We start from the raw sequence: 24,362 nt of genomic DNA on the forward strand, positions 1-24,362 counted from the left end.
AATAAAAAGAGGCTTCGTAAATGAAGCCTCTTTTTTTGTTATTCTAAAACTCTATCTCATCTTCTGGATGAAGGTGCTTATAGTCTGCTTTCATTAAAGCATCATAATCTTTTTTGTCTTCTTTAGCAAGTTTTCTTTCCAGTTTTACTACAATTAAGTATACCACTGGAACAATTACTAATGTAAGGAATAATGATGATAATAACCCTCCGATAATTACAATAGCTAAACCGTTATTCATCTCTGCTGCTGCTCCCGAAGCCATCGCGATAGGAAGCATACCAAACACCATCGCTATCGTAGTCATCAAAATAGGACGAAGTCTAGCGTGGTTGGCTTGTATTAAAGCATTTTCTATGATTTCACCTTGCTCTAATCTATGGTTAGCAAAATCTACCAAGAGAATGGCATTCTTCGCCACCAAACCAATCAACATAATAATCCCTAAAATGGTAAAGATATTTAAACTCTGATTGGTAAGAGCCAATGCCCACAACGCCCCAATAAAGGAAAGAGGAATGGAAAATAGTACAATAAACGGTTTTACAAAGTCGTCATAAAGCACTACCATAATCATATATACTAATAATATTGCCGCTAGTAATGCATATCCTAGAGAACCAAAACCTTCACTTTGGTTTTCCATATTACCACCCCATACCCATTTTACGTTGGCAGGTTTCTTTACATTCTCCAGCTTAGCAAGCCATTCGTTAGCTACTGCTCCCATACTTTTACCTATGGTTTGAGCTTGTATAGTAACAGCTGGTGAACGGTCGTACCTCTCCAAAACTGCAGGACCAGAAGAGAAATCAACCACAGCAAATTGTGATAATTTTATCCTCTGCCCTTGAGCATTGGTAAACTCAATATTTTTTACATCATCTATGCTACCTCTTTTAGATTCGTCTAAGATGATATTGATGTCGTATTCACTATTTCCTGTACGGAATTTGTTATCGGTATTTCCACTAAAAGCAGTTCTCAATGTCTGTCCTACAGTTGCTACATTAAGACCTAAAGCCGTCATTTTATCTCTGTCTACATTTACCGAAATCTCTGGGTTACCTTCTTCTACGCTCAGCTTTACTTCCGTAGCACCTTCTATAGATTTTAGTACTTTTTCTGCTTCTTTAGCATAGCCTAAAGCTTCATCTAATGTAGTCCCCATTACTGTCATCTGTAATGGTGCTTGTTCTGCCCCCATAAGTCCCATAGGCACGGTAGTTACTTTTGCACCAACCAAAATAGGCTCCAGCTCTCGTTTTATTTTTGCAGCAAAAACATTACTCGGCTCACTTCTTTTAGATTTATCTATAAGTTTAACATTAATTTCTGACTTATACGGCGTGGACTGTACTGCTCCCATACCACCACTAGACTGCCCTACCGTGGTAATCATTGTAGCTACATTAGAATTTTTAGCAAGATAGTTTTCTGCCTTTTGGGTCATAAAATTGGTTTGCTCTATAGAAACATCTTTTGGCATTTCTATTTGAACCAAAAACTCTCCTTTATCTGTTCTAGGGAAAAAGTCTGAGCCAATGTAACCCATTACGAGCAATGCAATAGAACTTACAAAAAGTAAGAAGGTTACAACAAAGGTTTTAATCTTATTATTTAGACACCATTTAAGTAAATCTGTTACAAAATGAGTGAACTTAGTTAAACCATCTTCAAAAGTGTAAATTACTTTACCAAATATAGAATCTTTGCTAATCAGCTCAAGTTTACCAAAACGAGAGAACAGCCAAGGTACTACGGTAAACGATACTAATAAAGACAACATTGTAGCTATAACCACCGTTACACAAAACTGTCTAATAATATCGGATACCAAACCGCTACTTAAAGCTATAGGTAAAAATACTACCACAATTACCAAAGTAATAGCAGTAACGGTAAAGCCTATTTCTTTAGCCCCATCATACGCCGCACGAACTTTATTTTTACCCATCTCCATATGACGGTGGATATTCTCGATTACCACAATGGCATCATCCACCAATATCCCTACTACCAAAGATAACGCGAGTAAACTCATCAAGTTGAGCGAGAACCCAAACAACGCTATCCCTATAAATGTTGCAATAAGAGAAGTAGGAATAGCTACCATTACGATAAGAGCATTTCTAAAACTGTGCAAGAAAAACAACATCACAAATGCCACCAACGCCACCGCAATAAGTAAATCCTTCAGCACCGAATCTGCTGCCGCAAGTGTAAATACGGAAGTATCATTAGCTAAATTGATTTTAAGCCCTTGGTCTTTATATTGTTCTTCTATAACTTTCATTTTCTTCTGAACCAACTCACTCATTGTAACCGCGTTGGCATCAGTTTGTTTCTGAACTTGAAGTAACAAGGTATTCTGTTGATTGATACGAGCAATTTTTTCTACCTTTTTCTGAGTGTCTTGTACTTCGGCAACATCAGAAAGTTTAATGTTAATACCATTCATAGAGGCAATGGTAAGGTTTCTAAGCTCTTCTACCGAAGCTATTTTCCCTGAAAGACGGATAAGTGTAGAGTTATCTCTAGTCTGCAAATTTCCTGTTGGAAAATCTAGGTTAGATGCTGTAATTATCTGAACCACCTGCGGAATGCTAAGCCCATAACCTTGTAATTTACTAGGGTCTAAATTGATACGAATTTCTCGCTCTTGCCCTCCTACAATATTTACCTTAGCGACACCTGAGATTCTAGAAAATTCTGGTTGAATTTTTTGGTCTATCAAATCATAAAGTTCATTTTCAGATAAGTTGGCGGTAACCCCCATACTTACAACAGGTAAGTCTGAAAGTGAAAATTGCGATAACGAAGGCTCTTTAACCCCGTCAGGAAGGTTTGACCTAATGGCATTGATTTTCCTTTGGGTATCATTCATTGCGAAGTCTGTATTAACATCATTATTAAACTGAATGATAACAATGGAAAGACTTTCGTAAGATTTAGTTTGTATTTTCTTCACCCCTTCTAGTGCAGAAACCGCATCTTCTATTTTTTTGGACACGGTGTTCTCTACCTCGGTAGGAGATGCCCCTGGATATATGGTAGCCACAGTAACTACCTTTACTTCAAACTTGGGTACTAGCTCATAATTAAGTTGTTTATAACTAAACAGCCCTCCTATGAGAAGTAACGCCAAGATTACAATAACTAAACTGGGTCTTTTTATGGATACTTCTGCTAATTTCATCTTATATTTCTCTATTAAGTCATTAAAAAATCAAAAAAACATCGATTTCTTAAATCCAAATGATTATTTTAATACTTTAACTTTAGCACCATCTACTAAGTTGATTTGCCCACTAGTTACCACCATATCTCCAGCATTAAGCCCTCCTGTAACCTCTACTTTATCACCATAGTTAGCACCACTTTGGATTTTAGTAAGATGAGCTACACCGTTTCTCACTACAAAAACCAAATTATCACTCACACCGCCCACGAAAGCGTTTCTAGGAATACTCAAAATTTCTTTAGCTCCAGTTCTGTCAAATGTTGCTGTTCCGTACATACCTGCCTTAAGCAGATTAGAGGCATTATTGATTGTAATCTCTACAGGGAATTTAAGAGCTCCATTAGATGCAGGTGCAATAAAGGATACTTGTCCATCTATCTCGGTATCTACCACACTAGGTTTTACTTTTACCGTATTACCAACTGCTAGTTGTGTTACTTGAGACTCATCTACCTCTACTTTTAGTTTAAGTGATGAAATATCTACCACCTGTACAATAGGCATACCTGCTCCCACAACACTACCCAGCTCTACCATTTTTTGATTAACAATACCACTTACTTTGGACACTACATTGGTATCACCAGACATAAGCTGAGCCGATTGTACCTGTGCTCTAGCATTTTTTACCTGCAATCTCGCTTGGTCTAGTTGTAATGCTGTTACTCCACCTGTTTTATAAGCGGCTTCAAAACGATTAAGTGCCGAAATAGCTTGGTCTAAATTAGCTTGAGCGTTACCTACATTCACATTAATTTTATCTCCTTTGAGCTTAGCTATTACTTGCCCCGCTCTCACATAACTACCTTCCTTTACATAAAGAGCCACCAACTGTCCGCCCATCTCTGCAGAAATATTTGCCTGTGTTTTAGGTAAAAAAGTACCATTAACACTAAACGCACCGCCGATTTCTTCTCTTTTTACAGCTTCTGCTTTTACCGCTATTTCGGTATTTTTTTCTGCTACGATATTTACCTGCTCTTGGTTCTTAGCTTTATTTTTTTGAAGAATAAAGAAAAAGCCTACAGCTACGCCTACTACCGCTATAATAGATAATAATGTTTTTTTATTCATGATGATTTATTTTTCTGTTAAAGTTCTTAGTTTACCTTGTGATTTTAGAAGTTCTATTTCTGCTAATTTATAATCTAGTTTAGATTTTGTGAGGTTATTTTTCGCATCAGCCAAATCTCTTTCTGCTCCCAAAATATCATTAAGCGTAGCCAAACCATACTGATAATTAGACCTTGTATTCGCCATAACCTCTTCTGCCAACCTTACATTATTCTCTTGGTTTTTAATGGTGATACTACTATTTTCTAATTGAGTTTTTGCGTTCTTATAAGCTAAATCTAACCCTAACTGAATTTCCCTTAGGTCAGCTTGTGCCTTTTCTATATCTATTTTGTCTTTTTCTATTTTTGATTTAGTAGAAAATCCATTAAAAACAGGAATACTAATATTGAGACCTATTGAGGCTATATCCGACCAATAGACCTTATCCTTTTCCCCATGCCACCAAGGCATTTTAGCACCTTGCCCTAGCCAACCATAATTGGCAATTAGAGTTGCGGTTGGATAATATTCAGATTCCGAAGCTTTTTTCTTCCAGTTAAGTAGTTCTAGCTGTTTCTTCAACACCTTAAGTTCTGTTCTTTCAGAAAAATCTGAGTTAGAATTTTCCGAAATAAGTATAGACGGCTCAAAGCTCTGCTCTGGAAGTTCTATCTCTTGCTCCATAGGCATTCCTACCATAAACTTAAGTGCATTTTTACTCAGCTGTACGGCATTGATAAGCTGCTGCTGATTTGCCTTTACATTATTAAAAGAAACTAGAGCTCGGTCATAATCTATTTTCTTTGCTAAACCAGCGTCATATAATCCCTTAATAATCTTAACTGTTTGCTCTACTATCTTTAGATTATCTTGCAGATTTTGTAACATTTGCTCCGTCTGATAAACTTGATAATAGGCATTAGCCACCTTTTCTATAATCTGCTCCTCCGTAAGTTGTGCATTGATGAGATAAAACTCCTTAGTAGATTTAGCCGCTTTTAACCCCGTAAAAACCGTTTGGTTAAAAAGCACCTGCTGAAGCTGAGCCATATGGGTAGATTGCCATCTTTGCCCTAGTGTAAGCCTCATATTTTGAGTAGGATTCATAAAATTAGGCATAATAACCTCCTGTAACAAAGGGTTATAGGTTGTATTATTATTGATAGTTATTTTTGGAAAAGCATTAGCTTTAACCTCAGCAATTTCAGCATCACCTCTTTTTATGTTTAGCCTAGCCTTTTCGGCATCTGCTTTATGCTCCATGGCGTGATTTATAGCTTCGGACAGAGACAACATTTTTGACTCCTGAGCCGAAAAAGCACCCTGAAAAAATAAAGCCACAAGACCTATAATTTTAATGCTATTTTTCATTGTTATATGTTAGTTGATTTAAAAATTCTTTTCCTTTGGGAGTTACTATAGCGTTGAGATAAAACCTAACCACCCCCTGACAATAGTTACTCCTACCTATCCTTTGTTCCTCTTCAAAAAGAGGAGAGCTATCAAACGCAAACATCAGTTCTAAAAAATACTTAGCATAGGTTTCTATATCAAAGTCTTTTTCATAAAGCCCTTGTTCTCTGCCTTTAATAACATTATGCTTAAGTATCTCGTAAATACCTTTATAGACATTCACAATGTGTATATTGTAGATTTCTGGGTAATATTTGATGAGCTGTCTTACGAAAACAGTCCTGTTATTCTCAGAAATCTGCTCTATCTTAGTCTCTCTTAAAAGCATTTTTTCTATTGGGTTTAGACTTTTCTCTTCCTCTGCTTTAAGCTGCTCTAAAAGTTGCTTCAACAGAAAGTCTAACACCTCTTCTAGCAACACTTCCTTGTTCTTATAGTTTTGGTATAGTGTTTTTTTAGATATAGAAAATGCCTTAGCTATATCGTCCATAGTGAGGGATTTAGCTCCGTTCTGAACAAAAAGCTCTGAGACTTTTTTCAAAAAAATAATTCTATCTTCCATAATTTTAACGCTGCAAATATAGAATAAAAAACTAGAAAACAAAAAAAGTTTCCAAGTTTATTCACCTGCCTCATTTTAATTACATAGATTTTTCAGTCCTGAAAAAACATTATCTTTGTGAAAAATATTTTATGCAAACCACCAATACTGTTTTAATGATAGAGCCTGTGGCATTTGGCTACAATGCACAAACCGCAGAAAATAATTATTTTCAAGTTAATTCCGAAAATGCAGATACTCAATCTAAAGCTTTACAAGAGTTTAAAAATTTTGTGGAAAAACTTCGTTCTAAAGGTATCACTGTTGTAAGCATACAAGACACTTTAGAGCCACACACACCTGACTCTATTTTTCCAAACAACTGGGTAAGCTTTGGTGCAGATGGGAGAGTAACCCTCTACCCTATGTATGCTCCTAACAGAAGAGACGAACGCCGTATGGATATTTTAGAAAACCTTAAAAACCAAGGGTTCAAAATAAATGAAGTTGTAGATTTAACCTCTTCTGAAAAAGACAATGTTTTTCTAGAAGGTACCGGCAGTATTATTTTTGACCATGATAATAAATTGGCTTATGGCTCAGTTTCGCTAAGGTTAGACGAAAAGCTTTTCCGTGAGTTTTGTGAGAAGTTCGGTTATACGCCTATAGTTTTCCATTCTTACCAAACGGCTGGTACGGAGAGATTGCCTATCTACCACACTAATGTGATGATGTGTGTTGCAGACCGCTTTGTAGTTATCTGCCTAGATTGTATTGACGACCTTCAGGAACGCCAAAATGTAATAGATACAATAAAAAAATCAGGGAAAGAAATTATAGAAATATCTGAAGAGCAAATGCAAAATTTTGCTGGAAACATGCTTCAGGTACACAATGATGAAGGAAAGAAATTTTTGGTAATGAGCCAAAGTGCGTATCAATCTCTTTCTCCTAATCAGATAGAAAGTATAGAAAAATACTCAGAAATTATTTACTCTGACCTTAATACTATAGAAACCAACGGTGGCGGTAGTGCAAGATGTATGTTGGCAGAAGTTTTCTTACCCAAATAAAAACAAGAAGGTTATTAAAATAAATAAGGCGAAAATCTAGAGTTGATTTTCGCCTTATTTATTTATAACCCGTAAGTATCGTAAGATTCTGGACTGAATAAAGTCTTAATTTTTATATTAGATTTAACAGGAACCCCATTACAAGTTGCGGGTTTCCAAGCTTTCTTAATACGCTTTATTGCATATCTTACATCTGTCTGAAAATAGTCATCATTCTTTAATCTCGGAAGAACCTCTGTTTTACCAACTCTTCCTTTTTCATCTATTTCCAAATTGATAGAGAACAGTCCTTTGGCATAGTAAGTATCTTTATCCAAATAAGTTACCAAATACTTCGCTAAGTCTTTAGAAAAAAGTGTATCTCCTCCTTCAAATCTAGCATGCTCATAGTTTGAAAAGCATTTATTATCAGCTACAAATATCGGCTTACTTATTTTAACAAGAATGTGTGTATTGGTTCCTCCAAAGAAATTATACCCCTCTTGCATATCCTCTATATCCTGCCCAAATGCAACGGTTGTAATAAAACAAAACAACACTAGAACTAACTTTTTCATAACCCTCCTTTTCAATATTCTTAGTGTAAAGGTACAAAAAAATGTCGTTTTACAACGACATTTTGATTATCAAATGACTTCTATTTGGTTTCTTAGCAAATCTTCGAACTCATCTCTTTTCCTTATTAGATGAGCTTTACCATCTAACCAAAGTACTTCTGCAGGCTTAAGTCTAGAATTAAAGTTAGAACTCATCTCAAAGCCGTAAGCTCCTGCATTTCTAAATACTAAAACATCTCCTTCTCTCACTTCATTTATTTTTCTATCCCAAGCAAATGTATCTGTTTCACAAATATTTCCTACCACAGTATAGATTCTTTCTGGTCCGTTAGGATTAGACAAGTTTTCTATTTTATGATAAGAATCATAGAACATTGGGCGAATTAAATGGTTAAACCCAGAATTAACACCAACAAACACAGTTGCTGTAGTTTGCTTAATTACATTAGATTTCACTAAGAAATGTCCACATTTTCCTACTAAAAACTTACCTGGTTCAAACCAAAGTTGAAGTTCTTTACCTTGCTCTTCGTTAAATTTAGCTAAAGCCTTTTCTACTTTTTTACCAAGACTTTTAACATCGGTCTCCATATCTCCCTCTTGATAAGGAATTTTAAAACCGCTCCCCATATCTATATACTTAAGGTTAGGGAAATGCTCCGCCAATTCAAACATAATTTCCAGACCTTGTAAGAATACATCAGGGTCTTTAATCTCACTTCCTGTATGCATATGAAGTCCCTCCACATTAAGCCCTGTGGTCTTAGCCACTCTCTCAATATGACGCATCTGGTGAATAGAAATTCCAAATTTGGAATCTATATGCCCCGTAGAAATCTTATAATTGCCTCCTGCAAAAATATGCGGATTCACCCTTACAAAAATCGGATAAGAACCGCCAAATTTAGTCCCAAACTGTTCTAGGATAGAAATATTATCAATATTGATATGCACGCCTAATTCTACCGCTTCTTCTACCTCCGAAATATCCACAGAGTTAGGTGTAAACAAAATCCTATCTTTAGAAAAACCTGCCCTCAAGCCTAGTTTAACTTCGTTAATAGATACACAATCTAAAGAAGCCCCTAACTTTTCTACATATTTAAGTATATTGATATTTGTAAGTGCCTTAGCTGCATAGAAAAATCTCGTTTTCTCCGAAAACGAAGAAGTTAATTTTTCATACTGTTGCTTAATAGACTCTGCATCATACACATACACAGGTGTACCGAATTCTTCTGCTACACTTAGCAAATTCTGATTAGTTATCATAACATTATAATTATTGTAAAGTTAATGTATTTGGTTTACTTCCACTTGTCCCACTTACCATCTATATCCTTGGGAGCAAATACAGACATAAGACTCTTAAGCTCTGCCATATTTACGGAAGCGTTGTTACCGTTATTGAAAATATTATAGATTTCGTCCTTTTTTGTATCAATAAAAATATTGAAAGGATAATTCATTTGAAACCCATTTTCATAAGTTCTAAGATTTAGCAAAGCGTCAGCCACAGCTTTTTTAGAATTATTATTGATACTTAGATTGTACATATTGTCTAACCCATTGCGATGATATTGGTAAAACGCTTGTCTAAAAGCTGAAAAGTCTGGTTTAAGAATATTATCTATCAATGCTCCACGTGTCCTTTGCCCTTCCATCTGCGACCACCCTTTATAGTTTTGATTTTGGGAGTTTTGAGCAATTTTTTGTGATTTTTCAAACCAAGGTTCGCCACCTTTATTTTGGAAAGAATCTGCATCGTAACCCAAAATAAGGTAAACATAGAAGCTTACCATATCTATTAAATTTTTGCCTGAGAATTGCCTTTCATTAAAAATTAAATTCTCGTTTTCGGCATATTCAAAACTAAAATTGGTATCGTTGATATTGAGAAGTGGACTTTCGTATTGTGTATTAAACACGGGACGAGTAGATTGCACCACCAAACTACCTCTAAACGAATTATTACCCGTTCTTTCCGAGATAATAATGGCAAAGTTGCATTTTATTTTTTCAAAATTTTGAAGTTTTTTTCCTGTCCAGCTGGTATTGTTTATAAACTCTCTTAAGTTTTTTTCTAGCGTCTTAAATACTTGTGTATTGCTCCCTCCTACCTGTGCAAAATTAATCTGCACATTAGCTTGAAGCTCTTGCCCAAAAGCCAAAGCCCCAAAAAGAATTCCAAAAAAAGCGATTATTTTTTTCATATCAAAAACTTATAAACCAAGTATCTTTAACGCTTAAAAAGAGAATATATTTTCTTAGTTAAGGTGAGGTTGCTCGTTATGCCTCAAACATACTTCCGCTTGAGGATATTTTTCTCTGATAAAATCCGCAGTTTTAATTGCCGCATACACAGAACGATGTTGACCTCCCGTACAACCAAAGGAAACTTGTAAACTTTCAAATCCTCTTGCTAAATAATCTTCTATGTTTATAGAAATGATTTTTTGTACCAAATCCAAAAACTGAGGCATTTTAGTTTTTTCTTCTAGATAGAGTTGCACCTCCTGTTCTGCTCCTGTTTTGGTCTTATACTCTTCTTGTCTACCAGGGTTTAAGATACCTCTACAGTCAAACACAAAACCGCCTCCATTATCTGTATCATCTTTAGGAATGCCACCTTTTTTATAAGAAAAGCTATATACTTTTATCTTTAATTTGTTCTGTTCCATTACCCTATATTTTCTTCCTCGCCTTTCATTTTCTCCGCATTTTCCGCCATGATTAAGGCATCTAGCATCTCTTGAATATCGCCATTCATAAAATTATCCAAGTTGTAAATAGACTTGTTAATCCTATGGTCTGTAACTCGCCCCTGAGGATAGTTGTATGTTCTAATTTTAGCCGAACGGTCTCCCGTAGAAACCATCGTCTTTCTTTGAGCCGCAATATCTCCTTGTACTTTTTGTAACTCTATATCGTAAAGTTTTGTTCTAAGCATTTCCATTGCTAACTCTCTGTTTGCTAACTGAGAACGAGCTTGCTGACATACCACTACAATACCTGTAGGTTTGTGCGTAAGCTGTACCTTAGTTTCTACTTTGTTTACATTCTGTCCTCCAGCACCTCCAGAACGAGAAGTTTGCATTTCTATATCAGCAGGATTAATTTCCACATCTACCTCTTCAGCTTCAGGCAATACCGCCACCGTAATTGCAGAAGTATGTACTCGCCCTTGAGATTCTGTCTCTGGAACTCTTTGCACACGGTGCACACCAGATTCAAACTTCATAATTCCATAAACGCCATCTCCCTCCACTCGCATAATAAGTTCTTTATATCCTTTTGATGCTTCGTTAGAATCGGTTACTTCATGCTTCCAGCCCTTAGATTTAAAATACATGGTGTACATTCTGTAAACATCTTCAACAAAGATAGCTGATTCATCTCCTCCTGTTCCCGCACGAAGTTCTACCATTACATTTTTATCATCTGCTGGGTCTTTTGGAATGAGTAAATATTTTAACTCTTCCTCTATTGAAGGAATACGGTCTATCGCCTCTTGCTTCTCCATTTTAGCAAGGTCTACCAAGTCTTTATCAGAACCGTCTGCTATAATTTCATCTGCCTCTTTTATGGCATTGAGTGCAGTAGAATATTCATCAAAAACCTTTACTATTTTCCCCAAATCACTATATTCTTTATTAAGTGAGGAATATCTTTTTTGGTCAGAAATTACATCAGGCTGAATAATCAAATCCGCTACTTCATTATAGCGTTGTTTTATGGCTTCTAATTTTGGTATTAAACTCTTTGACATTGTTCTCTAAACTATTAGTGAGCAAAGATAAGGATTTTTTTATGTAGTAAGAGATACTAAACACTATTACATTTCTAAGAAAAATAATTATCTTTACAAGCATAACTAATCATTTTGAAAAATGAAAATAACTCTCAACAGAATTAATGACGATTTTTTATTTGAATGTACTAATAGTGCGGGCAATAGTATACTTCTAGATAATACCTCTCAACCTAATCCCAAAGGCGTTTCTCCTATGGAAACCATGTTAATGGCAGTGGCAGGCTGTAGTGGAATAGATATGGTTTCTATCCTAAAAAAACAAAGACAAAATTTAACGAGTTTTAAAGCTGAAGTGGAAGGAACAAGAGTACCTATTGATGATGCTAAGCCTTTTAAAGCAATCTCCGTGAAATTTTTATTGGAAGGAGAAATCGACGAAAAGAAAGCTTTGAAAGCTGCTCAGCTTTCTTTTGAAAAGTATTGTTCAGTATCCAAAACTTTAGAACCCAATGTCAGCATTGATTATGAAGTTTATCTCAATGGCTCAATCCTTTCGTAAACAAGAAATAAAAAAGGCTACCTATTCTAAGTAGCCTTTTTTATTTTTTATAGTTTCTGCATTAGCTCGTCTGTAATTTCCATATTATGATATACATTCTGTACATCGTCATCTTCCTCAAACCTTTGTAACATTTTCATATTCGCAATAAATTGCTCTTCTGATACAGATTTGCTAATATTAGGTATCCTCTGTAATTCTGCATTCTTAACCTCTATCCCCAGCTCATCTAATTTATGTGATAAAGACCCAAAATCTTCAAATGCTGTAGTTACCATAACTTCCGTTTCATCAGAGTCTATATCTTCTGCACCTCCATCTATCATTTCCATTTCAAACTCTTCCCAATCCATCTTTATCAAAGATTTTTCTAGCGTAAATATCCCTTTTCTATCGAATAGGAAAGAAAGCTCTCCATTCTTCCCAAGATTACCATCAAATTTATTAAAGATAGCTCTTACATTAGCCACAGTTCTAGTTGAGTTATTAGTAGTACATTCTACAAAAAATGCAACTCCACCTTGTCCATAGCCTTCGTAAGTAATCTCTTCATAATTCTCAGCATCTGCACCACTTGCCTTTTTAATGGCTCTTTCTACATTATCTTTAGGCATATTAGCCCCTTTAGCATTTTGTATGCATCTTCTCAACGCAGGGTTAGAATCTGGATCTGGACCTCCTGCCTTTACAGCTAATGCAATATCTTTTCCTATTTTAGAAAAAGTTTTTGCCATTTTATCCCAACGAGCCATCTTAGAGGCTTTTCTATATTCAAATGCGCGTCCCATAATTATAATAACAATTTAGATGTGCAAAAATACTAATTTTAATACAATAAAAAAACGCCCTCTTACAAGAAGAGGACGCTTTTATTTCTAAGATTAGAAAATACTAATTATTTTCTTTTCTTTTTTACTACTTTTTTCTTCACTACTGGAAGATCAGACTTCTGAAGAGCTTCCCAAGCAGCTGCATCAACAGCTTCTACAACCACTTTTCTATCTTTCATTCTCTCTTCGTTAGAAGCAGATGCAGGTACTGTAGCTTCAGCAGAACCAACTCCTTTAGATTTCAACTGAGACGGATTAACACCTCTAGCCTCTAAAGCAACTACTACAGATGCAGCTCTTTCTCTAGAAAGTTTCAAGTTATAGTTAGCATTACCTTTAACATCTGTGTGACCTACCACTAAGAAGGTACCTCCGTTAGAAGACTTAATTACTTCAGCCGCTTGATCTAACTTAGGGTTAGACTCAGTTCTGATAGATGCTTTATTAAAGTTAAAGAATATTCCATTCAATGCTCCAGTAGCATCTTTAGCATACTCAGACTGTGGCTTAGGACAACCATTGTACTGTGGAAGACCTGGAACTGTAGGACACTTATCATCTTTATCTAATACACCATCATTATCTGTATCTGGCCAAGGACAACCGTTATTTTCAGCTGGTCCTGCAACTTCTGGACATGCATCATCCTTATCTAGTACGCCATCTCCATCTGTATCTGGCCAAGGGCAACCGTTGTTTTCAACTGGTCCTGCAACTTCTGGACAGTTATCATCTTTATCAGCGATACCATCTCCATCTGTATCTGGACATCCTTTTAACTCAGGTAAACCTGGTGTATCTGGACATGCATCATCTTTATCTAACACTCCATCTTTATCTCTATCTCTGTTACCAAATCTAAAGTTTAATGAAGCTGACGCTTGCCAAAAGTTAGCTAATCCAGACTTATCTGTTGGAGTAGAAACATAATCTCCCTGGATACCAAGACCAAAGTTCTTAGTTAACCAAATGTTAGTTCCTAAACCAGTTGCTAAAGCAAAATGATCAGCTCTTCTCTGAGTGTATGCCTTATTTTCGCTATAACCTGCGTAAGTTACACCATTGTAGTAGTCAGTCACAGGGAAAGTAACACCTGTATAGTCATGTCTCAAGTAGTTAGCACCTACTCTTACATATGGGTCAAACCAAGAATCTTCGTTTCCAAAAAGAAGACCAGCAAATTTAAGCTGAAGACCAAGACCTGTCATCAACATAAATTCTTTACCCATTCCAATTCTCTTGTTGTCAACATTACCTACTGAAGTTTGCCAGTCAAGAACTAACGCCTTGTTTAAGTTTCTAGCAACTGTAAGTTTAGACAATGGTGGAGTGATTGTAAAGTTATTGATATTGTACAATCTCTTTCCTTCTCCTGTAAATGCTGTTTTTAAAACATCTCCAGCACCTCCTCCAGCAGCTACATGGTTCACGCCGTGAGCACCAACACCTATTAACCAAGGATTGCTAGTAGTCTGAGCAGAAACAGTAGTAGCAACAGTAAGTGCTAATGCTGAAATTCCTAATTTTAGATTTTTCATAGAATTAAATAATTAAATAATTGATAATGCAAATTAAATATATTTTTTTGTTACTGCCAAAATTTTAGCTATTTTTTTATTTTTTTTTGAATACGCGATTCAATTTAACTTTTGCTTCTCTCTCCTTAATCGCTTCTCTTTTATCGTAAAGTTTTTTACCTCTTGCTAATGCAATCAAAACTTTAGCTTTACCTCTATCATTGATATAAACCTTCAATGGCACTATGGTATTCCCTACATCTTTCATCTTCTTACCCCACTTATCCAACTCTCTTTTATGAAGGAGCAACTTTCGTTCTCGCTTTATTTTATGATTATAGAAAGTCCCTAATTTGTATTCATCTATTGTCATATTGATAATATAAAGTTCTCCTTCTATAAATTGACAAAAACTTTCTGTGATAGATGCCTTAGAAGACCTCAAGGCCTTAATCTCCGTACCTGTTAAAACAATTCCTGCTTCAACTTGTTCTAAAATTTCGTACTCAAAACGAGCTCTCTTATTGGAAATACTGACAGTCTTCTGAATCTTCATCTCGCCCTAATTAAATGCAATTACCATACCAACACACTAAAAACAAAAGGTTGTATTTTAAAAATTCTTCTTATTTTTGTGCAAATTTACAAAACTATATGTTAACAGTATCAAATCTATCTTTACAATTCGGGAAAAGAGTTCTTTTCGACGAGGTTAATATAAAATTCACTAAAGGAAATTGCTACGGTATCATCGGTGCTAATGGTGCCGGAAAATCTACTTTCCTAAAAATACTTAGTGGCAAACAAGACCCTACTACAGGTAATGTGTCTTTAGAACCAGGCAAGAGAATGTCGGTGTTAGAACAGGATCACTTCGCATACGACCAATACACAGTGCTAGAAACCGTTTTAAGAGGTAATAAAAAACTCTTTGAAATCAAAGAGGAAATGGACGCTCTATATGCTAAACCTGACTTTTCTGACGAAGACGGTATAAAAGCTGGAGAACTAGGCGTTATTTATGATGAGATGGGTGGTTGGAACGCTGAGGCTGACGCTCAAACTATGCTTTCTAATGTTGGTATCAAAGAGGATATGCACTACCAAATGATGAGTGAATTAGAAAACAAAGATAAAGTAAGGGTATTACTTGCTCAAGCTTTATTTGGTAGTCCCGATGTACTCATCTTAGACGAGCCTACCAACGACTTAGATATAGATACTATATCTTGGCTAGAAGATTTCCTTGCTGATTATGAGAATACAGTAATCGTAGTATCTCACGACAGACACTTCTTAGATGCTGTTTGTACTCACATTGGAGATTTAGATTATTCTAAACTTAATCTTTATACAGGTAACTATTCATTCTGGTATCAAGCCTCTCAATTAGCTACTAAGCAAAGACAACAGGCTAATAAAAAAGCAGAGGAAAAGAAGAAAGAACTTCAGGAGTTTATTGCCAGATTCTCTTCTAATGTGGCTAAAGCAAAACAAGCTACCGCTAGAAAGAAAATGCTAGACAAACTTAATATTGAAGATATAAAACCTACTTCTAGAAGATACCCTGCCATTATTTTTGAACAAGAAAGAGAAGCAGGGGACCAAATCTTAGAAATTAAGGATTTAGAAAAGACTAAAGACGGAGAGCTACTATTCTCAGGGATAGACCTCAACTTAAAGAAAGGAGATAAGGTAGCTGTTTTATCTAAAAACTCTCTAGCTATTACTGAATTTTTCCAAATTATTTCTGGAAATTCTGAAGCGGATAAAGGTTCTTATCAATGGGGCGTAACCACTTCACAGTCTTATATGCCTTTGGATAATACTGAATTCTTCCAAGAAGACATCAACCTTGTAGATTGGCTAAGACAGTTTACCAAAAACGACGAAGAAAGACACGAAGAATATATGAGAGGCTTCTTAGGGAAAATGCTCTTCTCTGGAGACGAAGCTCTTAAATCTTGTAAAGTTCTTTCTGGAGGAGAAAAGATGCGTTGTATGTTCAGTAGAATGATGCTTCAAAGAGCTAACATTCTACTATTAGATGAACCTACCAACCACCTAGACCTAGAGAGTATTACTACACTTAACAACTCTTTGGTAGCATTTAAAGGAACTCTACTTTTAGCGTCTCATGACCACGAAATGCTAGAGACTGTTTGTAACCGTATCATAGAATTAACTCCTAAAGGTATTATTGATAGACACATGACTTACGATGAATATCTTCAGGATAAAAAAGTAAAAGAACTAAGACAACAGATGTACTCTTAAGAGTAAAAAGAATAATGACAATAGGAAGAGAGGGCTGTAATTTGGTAGATTTCAGTCCTCTTTTTCAATATTAAAAATAAGGCTATGACAAAAAAATTAAAACTAGAAGAACTAGGCAGAATTGATATAGAAACTTTTAAAAAAACTTCTAAAACACCTCTCGTGGTTGTTTTAGACAATATTAGAAGTATGCACAATGTTGGTGCTTTGTTTAGAACTGCCGATGCGTTCTTAATAGAGAAAATCGTGCTCTGCGGCATCACACCACAACCACCTCACAGAGAAATACACAAAGCCGCATTGGGTGCTACCGAAAGTGTAGATTGGATTTATCAAAAAGACATCTCAGAAGCTATAAAAGAACTAAAAACACAAGGCTACAACATTATTGGAGTAGAGCAAACCACAGATAGTATTTCTTTATCCGATTTTGAAATCAATCCTAACCAAAAGTACGCTTTAGTTTTAGGAAACGAGGTTGAGGGTCTATCCGAAGAAGCCCTTTCTTTATATGATAGCTTTATAGAAATACCTCAGCTCGGCACCAAACATTCGCTTAATGTAAGTGTTTGTGGTGGTATCGTAATATGGTCTTTTTTTAAAGCCTTAGTATAAAATTTTTAATTACTTTTGCTTGCTATATAATTTATTGAATATGAATACCACAAAGTTTTTTTCAAAGTTTATCATATTATCCTCCGTTGTACTAGCCTTATTTTCATGTAAAAAAGGAGATACACCTTTTGTTGTAAATACCACACCTAAAACCAGTTTAGACAGCATAGCGGAGGAATACTATGAAGGTTACCTTCAGTTTCATCCATTAGAAGCTACTGCACAGGGCGACCCAAGGTACAACGATAAATTACCTAGCTTAGAAAAAACTAAAATTACTGAAGAGATTGCTTTCTACAGTGATATGATTAAAAAGCTAGAAACTGTAGATTATGAATCTCTTCCTGATGATAAAAAAACGGTTTTCAATGTACTAGATTATTTATTAAAAGATTTAGTAGAAGGCTATGCCTATCATCCAGAATATATCCCGTTTACACAATTTTCGGGATTACCGTTAGACTTTCCTCTTTTGGGAAGCGGGAGCGGAAATCAGCCATTCAAAACAGTGGAAGATTATGATAACTGGCTAAAAAGAATGCAAGAATTTCCTAAATGGATGGAAACAGCTCAGGAGAACTTTAAACTAGGCATCAAAAATGATATTGTATTACCCAAAAGTCTAGTGGTAAAGATGATTCCTCAAATGAGAGCCGAAGAAATCATCTCTAAAGACTCCAACAAAAACATATTTTATAAGCCTCTTAAAAATTTCCCTGTAGGCTTTAGTAACGCCGAAAGAAATCGTATTACTAAAAACTATCAAGAGGTTATTGTATCTAAAGTTATTCCTGCTTACCAAAAAATGGGAGATTTTCTTGAAAAGGAATATTTACCAAAAGCAAGAACTACCGACGGCTACAATGCTCTACCAAAAGGTAAAGAAATCTACAACTATCATGTAAAACGCTGGACAACCACCAACCAAACTCCTGAAGAAATCCACAATATTGGATTAAGCGAAGTTGCGAGAATAAGAGGTGAAATGGAGAAGGTAAAAGAAGAACTAAAGTTCAACGGAACTCTAGAGGGGTTTTTGGTGCATTTAAAATCCGACCCTAAAGCAGTGCCTTACCAAACATCTCAAGAAATTTTAGATGGGTTTAATGCTATCTTATCAAAGATTGAACCTAAGCTAAAAACGATGTTTAATAATGTACCAAAAACAGGTTTTGAAATTAGACAAACCGAAAAATTTAGAGAAGCATCTGCTAGTGCAGAGTATCAACCTGGTACTCCAGACGGAAAAAGAAACGGTATTTTCTACATTCCAATTCCTAATCCTAAAGCCTTTAATGTAACTTCTGGTATGGAATCTCTTTTCCTTCACGAAGCTATTCCAGGGCATCATTATCAAATTGCTTTACAGCAAGAAAATCTCAATTTGCCAAAATTTATGCGTTTCGGTTGGATAGGTGCTTATGGCGAAGGTTGGGCTCTATACTGTGAATCTTTAGGAAAAGAATTTGGACTTTATACCGACCCATATCAAAAAATGGGAGCATTGAGTGATGAAATGATGAGAGCCGTTAGACTCGTTATAGACACTGGACTACACACAGGGAAACTTAATAGAGAAGAAGCTATAAAATATTTCCTAAGCAATGTAGCATACGATGAAGCTGGAGCTACAGCGGAGGTAGAACGCTATATGTCTATGCCAGGACAAGCACTAAGCTATAAGACTGGAGCATTAAAGATACAAGCACTAAGAGCTAAATATGAAAAAGATTTAGGCACTAAATTCAACTTAGCGAAATTCCATGATGAGCTCTTAAATCAAGGTTGTCTTCCTCTACAAGTTCTTGAAAGAAAAATGGAAGTCTGGGCAAAAAACCAAAAATAGAGGTGTAATGTATAAATAGAGGTTTGTATTTTTAAAGACTCTTACAACCATCATTTTTAACACAAAATTTAGTTAGAAACTTTATTAAATTTGATTCATTGAAAAATAGTATAAAAAACACACTTAGAATAGGAGCTATTATTTTAGGAAGCGTTGTTATAGTATTAAGTATACTAGTACTTAGCCTTAATATTCCTGTCGTTCAGAACTTCGTTAAAGACCGTGTTGTAAGTTATGTTGAAACTAAAATAAAAACTCCTATAAGTCTAAAAAGAGTTTACATTAGCTTCCCTAATAAGTTAGGACTAGAAGAACTTTATTTAGAAGAAAAAAATAAGGATACACTAGTACATATCAACAAGTTAGATGTTGGTTTAGATATTTTTCAGCTTTTGCAAAACAAAGCAGACTTCACATCTATTGAATTAGATGGACTTAGAGCCAATGTAAAAAGAGACGAACAAGGGCGTTTTAATTTCGATTATATACTGGACGCTTTCGCTAGCAACAAAGACGAAGAAAAACAAGATTCTAAGCCTTTCATTCTATCTCTAAATAAAATAAAATTACAACGCGTTAATGTCAATTTTAATGATTTTCAGCAAGGAAACCATCTGAAAATAGAATTCAATAATTTCGAAACAAAAGTTAAAGACTTTAATCTTGAAGAAAATATTTATGCCCTCAATGGGCTTACTGCTGATGGTCTCAAACTAAAATTAAAACAAGAGATATTAAAGGAAGCTATAAAAGAAACTGCAAAAACAATAGATAGTCTTTCAGCCAAAAAACCGATGCAGATAAAACTAGATTTTCTGCGTTTTACCAATTTTGATGTAGATTATGCAGATAATACCACTCAATCTTATTTCAAGGTTTTATTCAGAGAATTATCAGGAGATTTTAATAATATAGATTTACCTAAAAACAAATATGATATAGACCAAATTAAACTTCTAGGTGCCCAAATAAATGTGGACCTCAAAAGTTCCTCTCAAAACAAATCTTTACAAGATGAGCTTCCAGAGAACCCTGCAAAAGTCAAGAGTAAAACTCCCAATGTAAAACTTAATTTGTTCGCTTTAGATGATGTAATGTTATCCTATAATGATAATTCAAAAAAGCATCAACAAGGATTTGATGCTAATCATTTAAACTTCAAAAAACTCAATGTAAATATTAGAGATTTTAGAATGTTGAATGAAGAGCTGACTGGTTCCGTAAAAAAAGTAGAACTCTACGAAAAGAGCGGGCTTGCAGTAAAGAATTTCAAAACCGACTTCGCGTACAAGAAAAATATAGCATACCTTAAAAATCTGCTTTTGGAAACCAACAACAGTATTCTTAGAGACGAAGCTGTAATTACCTATAATTCTCCGCAACAACTGTCTAGTAACATAGGCTCTGCTGGGCTAGCCATTAACCTTAGAAACTCTAAAATAGGCTTCAGTGATTTGTATTTATTTGCTCCTGATTTAAAGAAAAATGAGATACTTAAACAATATCCCAAATCAGTACTAAATATAGATGCCAGCTTAAGAGGTAAAGTAAATGATTTAAATATAAACGCATTACACATTAGTGGTTTAGGTAGTACAATATTGGATATTTCGGGACAAATAAAAAATGTAACTAATCCTAATTTACTAAATTACAATATCGCCATTAACGAGTTAAAGACAACTAAAAAGGATATACAAAACTTAGCTCCTAGAAATAGTATCCCCTCAAACATTGAGCTACCCCAAACTATTTCTTTAAAAGGTAATGCCAGAGGTAATACCTTCTCTATTCTATCCCATCTAAATATAAATACCAGTTTAGGAAACCTTAGACTAGATGCCTATGCTAACCTTAAACCCAAAAATAGAGAAAAGTACACCATTCTAGTGGATGCGGACAACATCGTTCTAGGAAAATTATTAAGGAATAAAGATTTAGGAATATTTTCAGGAGAAATAAAAGCAAATGGAGTAGGGTTTAACCCTAAAACGGCCCAAACATCAATCAACGGAAATATTAAAAAATTTGACTTTAAAGGCTATCGCTATACAGGTGTTAATCTCAAAGGTAGTCTAATGACAGGGAGATTAACTGCTCATATTATGTCTAAAGACCCTAATGCTAATTTAGATCTTAAGCTAGCAGGCAACCTCAACAAAACCTCGAATATAAAACTCAACGGAAATATTGAATTACTAAATCCATATAAGCTAAATTTATATAAAGAACCGCTAGCCATATCAGGTAAAATAGATAGTGATTTTAGTAATATTAACCCAGATTTTCTCAACGGCTATATTCTTTTAGAGAATTTTAAAATCACACACAAAGACCAAACTTTACCTTTACAAGAGATTAAACTTGAAGCATTATCTACCCCTAATGAGAACAAAATAAATTTAAAATCTCAAGTTATAGATGCCTCTATACAAGGCAAATATAAACTTACCCAAATTTCTGATGTTTTCCTAAAAACACTTAATAATTACTATGAATTCAGCCCTGCCTCTAAGTACAAAAAGAACTTAGAACCTAACCAGCACTTCACGTTGAATGCTAAAGTAAAAGATGACAATCTTCTAAGAATATTTGTACCTGATTTAAAATATTTTGATGGAGGAGATATAACAGGTGCTTTTGATTCAAATCAACAAAAGATAGAGTTTCAGGCGGATTTCCCAGTAGTAGAATATGCAGAATATAAACTTAGTGGGCTATCACTTAACATAAACAACAGTCAAGAAGAACTAAGATATAGACTCGGTCTAACAGAGGTAACTAATGAAAATTTAGCCTTACATCAACTCGATTTGAATGGAACCATTAACAATAATAATATCGGAATTAACTTTAGCACTAAAGACTCCAAAGGGACAGAGCAATATGCGTTAGCTGGTATATTTAGAAATGAAAAAAACATCAATAAATTTAGTTTTATTCCGCAAGGTTTAATGCTCAACTATGATAAATGGCAGGTAGAAGAGCAAAATGTTATCGGCTTTGGAAAGGAAGGTATATTTGCTGATAACTTTAATCTTACCAAAGGAAACTCTTCCATTTCGTTACAAAGCCAAGAACAAAAATTAGGTAGCCCATTAAATATCTCCATCTCTAATTTTAAAGTAGAAGATATTACAGAGATGGTAAGAAAAGACAGTCTTATTGCTAGTGGCTCTGTTAATGGTAATGCATTAGTCTCTACTTTTAAGCCCAATTTAAAAGTGGAAGCAGACCTAAATATATCTAATCTGAAACTAAAAGGAAACAAGGTAGGAAATCTAGATATACAAGCCAATACTAAAGTGGTTGATTTAATTGATACCAAAATTACCCTTACAGGGGAAGGCAATGATGTACAATTAGAAGGTAACTATCACCTCAAAAAAGGAGATTTAGGGTTTATTTTAAATCTTAATAATCTTCCTACTAAAACTTTAGAGGCTTTTGCCTTAGGTAATATAAAAAATGGAGAGGGCTATTTTAGTGGAGAACTAAACATCAATGGTACGGCTCAAAAACCTCTAATAAGAGGTGGAATAAAATTCAATAATGTAGGGCTAGAGATTGCTAAAACAGGAACTGTTTTTAAAAATATTGAAGATGAAATAAGATTTTCAGGACAAAATATTGTTTTTGAACAATTTAAATTGCGTGATACAGAAAATAACAATTTACTCATAAACGGAGATATACAAACCGAATATTTCAAGAAATATGCTTTCAATCTTGATGTTAATGCCAAAGATTTTAAGCTAGTAAATTCTGAAAAAGATAATGATAAAATGATGTACGGTGTACTCTCTCTAGATACCAATCTAAGGATAAGAGGTAATTTAGATTTGCCAAAAGTGGACGGGACATTATCTGTAACCGATGCCACAGATTTTACCTTTATACTCCCTCAAAGTACTCCTACGAAACAAGATAGAGAAGGGATTGTTGAATTTGTAGACAAAGCTAAATTTGGATTGGCTAAAAATGAGGTAGCAGACACTTTAAGCTCCAATAACCAGCTTAAAGGTATGGATATCTCGGTTAATATAGATATAGATAAAAATGCGAAAATGTCTTTGGTCATAGACAAAGCCAATGGCGATTTTGTAAAACTACAGGGGCAAGCACAGCTCACAGGAGGTGTATCTCCTTCGGGAAGAACCACTCTCGTAGGTGTCTATGAGGTACATTCTGGAGCCTATGAGATGTCCGTGAATATGCTCAGAAGAAAATTTGAAATAAAAAAAGGAAGTACCATTACATGGAACGGAGAACCTACTGAAGCTGATATGAATATAACAGCAATTTATACCACAGAAACGGCTCCTCTAGATTTGGTACAGCAACAGTTGGCAGGACTTAGCCCAAGAGAGCTTAATCAGTATAAACAACGTATTCCATTTAATACCCACCTCATTATGAAAGGTGAACTCATGAAGCCCGAAATCTCTTTTGACATTACAACAGAGGATAAGAACGCCGCAGTAAGTTCTACCGTAATATTAAATACAGAGCAAAGACTAGCTCAGCTTCGTCAAGAAACTTCAGAGTTAAACAAACAGGTCTTTGCCCTTCTACTCCTCAATCGTTTTATTGGAGAAAATCCTTTTGAAACGAGTTCAGGAATATCCGCTGAATCAATGGCAAAACAAAGTGTTAGTAGAATTTTAAGCCAAAGTTTAAACGATTTAGCTGGAGATTTAATTGCTGGTGTAGAACTTAATTTTGATCTAGAATCGTCAGATGATTATTCTACTGGAGAAAGAACCTCAAGAACAGACCTAAATGTAGCTTTGAGTAAAAAATTACTTAATGATAGGCTCAAGGTATCTTTAGGTAGTAACTTTGGATTAGAAGGAGCTACTAGACCTGGAGAACAAGCCTCTAATATAGCAGGAGATATTATGGTAGATTATATGCTTTCTAAAGACGGCAGATATCTTCTAAGAACTTACAGAAAAAACCAATATCAAGTAGCTCTACAAGGGCAAGTTATAGAAACAGGATTAGGCTTTGTAATCACTCTGGATTACAACGACCTTAGAGAAATTTTAAAAAAGAAAAAGAATAAAAAACAATAGAA

General features: G+C 35.0%; 18 protein-coding genes. 6 read left to right on the forward strand and 12 right to left on the reverse strand.

Annotation, left to right across the window (positions count from 1 at the left end; genetic code table 11):
* Nucleotides 1-43: 43 nt before the first annotated feature.
* The 4 genes from GXW81_RS02735 to GXW81_RS02750 all read right to left on the reverse strand — a co-directional run bounded on the left by GXW81_RS02735 (nt 44) and on the right by GXW81_RS02750 (nt 6,275).
* The gene (locus GXW81_RS02735; protein ID WP_161531090.1) at nt 44-3,199 is read right to left on the reverse strand and encodes an efflux RND transporter permease subunit; all 3,156 of its coding nucleotides are present in this window, start codon (nt 3,197-3,199) and stop codon (nt 44-46) included.
* A 63-nt stretch (nt 3,200-3,262) separates the two neighbouring features.
* A complete protein-coding gene (locus tag GXW81_RS02740; RefSeq protein WP_161531091.1) occupies nt 3,263-4,318 on the reverse strand; it encodes an efflux RND transporter periplasmic adaptor subunit in 1,056 nt (351 codons plus the stop codon).
* Nucleotides 4,319-4,324: 6 nt separating this feature from the next.
* Entirely contained in the window at nt 4,325-5,671 is a 1,347-nt protein-coding gene (locus tag GXW81_RS02745; RefSeq protein WP_161531092.1) for a TolC family protein, read from the reverse strand.
* Nucleotides 5,661-6,275 carry a TetR/AcrR family transcriptional regulator gene (locus GXW81_RS02750; RefSeq protein ID WP_161531093.1) on the reverse strand — a complete coding sequence of 205 codons (615 nt, stop codon included), beginning with the start codon at nt 6,273-6,275 and terminating at the stop codon, nt 5,661-5,663. Before GXW81_RS02750 ends, GXW81_RS02745 begins: the two co-directional genes overlap by 11 nt.
* Nucleotides 6,276-6,406: 131 nt before the next feature.
* On the opposite strand from GXW81_RS02750, the gene ctlX reads away from it, so the two are divergent.
* Nucleotides 6,407-7,327 carry a citrulline utilization hydrolase CtlX gene (ctlX, locus tag GXW81_RS02755; RefSeq protein ID WP_154137705.1) on the forward strand — a complete coding sequence of 307 codons (921 nt, stop codon included), beginning with the start codon at nt 6,407-6,409 and terminating at the stop codon, nt 7,325-7,327.
* A 62-nt stretch (nt 7,328-7,389) separates the two neighbouring features.
* Here the strand turns inward: ctlX and GXW81_RS02760 are convergent, their stop codons facing one another.
* The 5 genes from GXW81_RS02760 to prfA form a co-directional block, all read right to left on the reverse strand.
* On the reverse strand, nt 7,390-7,884 hold the full coding sequence (locus GXW81_RS02760) for a hypothetical protein (RefSeq protein WP_161531094.1): 495 nt from the start codon (nt 7,882-7,884) through the stop codon (nt 7,390-7,392).
* 69 nt (nt 7,885-7,953) lie between these two features.
* Complete coding sequence (gene lysA / locus GXW81_RS02765; RefSeq protein WP_161531095.1) at nt 7,954-9,156, reverse strand: diaminopimelate decarboxylase; 1,203 nt, start codon at nt 9,154-9,156, stop codon at nt 7,954-7,956.
* 35 nt (nt 9,157-9,191) lie between these two features.
* On the reverse strand, nt 9,192-10,097 hold the full coding sequence (locus GXW81_RS02770) for a DUF4835 family protein (protein WP_161531096.1): 906 nt from the start codon (nt 10,095-10,097) through the stop codon (nt 9,192-9,194).
* 54 nt (nt 10,098-10,151) lie between these two features.
* Nucleotides 10,152-10,565, reverse strand: coding sequence for an RNase adapter RapZ (locus GXW81_RS02775; RefSeq protein WP_161531097.1), 414 nt, complete (start codon nt 10,563-10,565; stop codon nt 10,152-10,154).
* The gene (gene prfA, locus GXW81_RS02780; RefSeq protein WP_013446962.1) at nt 10,565-11,653 is read right to left on the reverse strand and encodes a peptide chain release factor 1; all 1,089 of its coding nucleotides are present in this window, start codon (nt 11,651-11,653) and stop codon (nt 10,565-10,567) included. The genes GXW81_RS02775 and prfA overlap by 1 nt, the downstream gene beginning before the upstream one ends.
* Nucleotides 11,654-11,774: 121 nt before the next feature.
* Between prfA and GXW81_RS02785 the strand changes: the two genes are divergently transcribed.
* A complete protein-coding gene (locus GXW81_RS02785; RefSeq protein ID WP_161531098.1) occupies nt 11,775-12,197 on the forward strand; it encodes an OsmC family protein in 423 nt (140 codons plus the stop codon).
* Between the two features lie 47 nt (nt 12,198-12,244).
* Here the strand turns inward: GXW81_RS02785 and GXW81_RS02790 are convergent, their stop codons facing one another.
* From GXW81_RS02790 to smpB, 3 genes are all read right to left on the reverse strand, one after another.
* The gene (locus GXW81_RS02790; protein WP_161531099.1) at nt 12,245-12,985 is read right to left on the reverse strand and encodes a YebC/PmpR family DNA-binding transcriptional regulator; all 741 of its coding nucleotides are present in this window, start codon (nt 12,983-12,985) and stop codon (nt 12,245-12,247) included.
* Between the two features lie 107 nt (nt 12,986-13,092).
* The gene (locus GXW81_RS02795; RefSeq protein WP_161531100.1) at nt 13,093-14,565 is read right to left on the reverse strand and encodes an OmpA family protein; all 1,473 of its coding nucleotides are present in this window, start codon (nt 14,563-14,565) and stop codon (nt 13,093-13,095) included.
* 76 nt (nt 14,566-14,641) lie between these two features.
* Nucleotides 14,642-15,100, reverse strand: a complete 459-nt coding sequence (gene smpB / locus GXW81_RS02800; RefSeq protein WP_161531101.1) for an SsrA-binding protein SmpB — start codon at nt 15,098-15,100, stop codon at nt 14,642-14,644.
* 98 nt (nt 15,101-15,198) lie between these two features.
* Here smpB and GXW81_RS02805 point away from each other — a divergent pair, with 98 nt between their 5' ends.
* The 4 genes from GXW81_RS02805 to GXW81_RS02820 all read left to right on the forward strand — a co-directional run bounded on the left by GXW81_RS02805 (nt 15,199) and on the right by GXW81_RS02820 (nt 24,360).
* Nucleotides 15,199-16,821: an ABC-F family ATP-binding cassette domain-containing protein gene (locus GXW81_RS02805; RefSeq protein WP_154137697.1), complete on the forward strand. Its 1,623-nt coding sequence runs from the start codon at nt 15,199-15,201 to the stop codon at nt 16,819-16,821.
* 84 nt (nt 16,822-16,905) lie between these two features.
* On the forward strand, nt 16,906-17,436 hold the full coding sequence (locus tag GXW81_RS02810; protein ID WP_161531102.1) for an RNA methyltransferase: 531 nt from the start codon (nt 16,906-16,908) through the stop codon (nt 17,434-17,436).
* Between the two features lie 40 nt (nt 17,437-17,476).
* Nucleotides 17,477-19,282, forward strand: coding sequence for a DUF885 family protein (locus GXW81_RS02815; RefSeq protein ID WP_161531103.1), 1,806 nt, complete (start codon nt 17,477-17,479; stop codon nt 19,280-19,282).
* Between the two features lie 98 nt (nt 19,283-19,380).
* Nucleotides 19,381-24,360 (forward strand): translocation/assembly module TamB, encoded by a 4,980-nt coding sequence (locus GXW81_RS02820; RefSeq protein ID WP_161531104.1) that lies wholly within the window; start codon nt 19,381-19,383, stop codon nt 24,358-24,360.
* Nucleotides 24,361-24,362 lie beyond the last annotated feature (2 nt).

It is taken from the genome of Riemerella anatipestifer, assembly GCF_009932355.1.
In the GTDB taxonomy this organism is placed as follows: domain Bacteria; phylum Bacteroidota; class Bacteroidia; order Flavobacteriales; family Weeksellaceae; genus Riemerella; species Riemerella anatipestifer_E.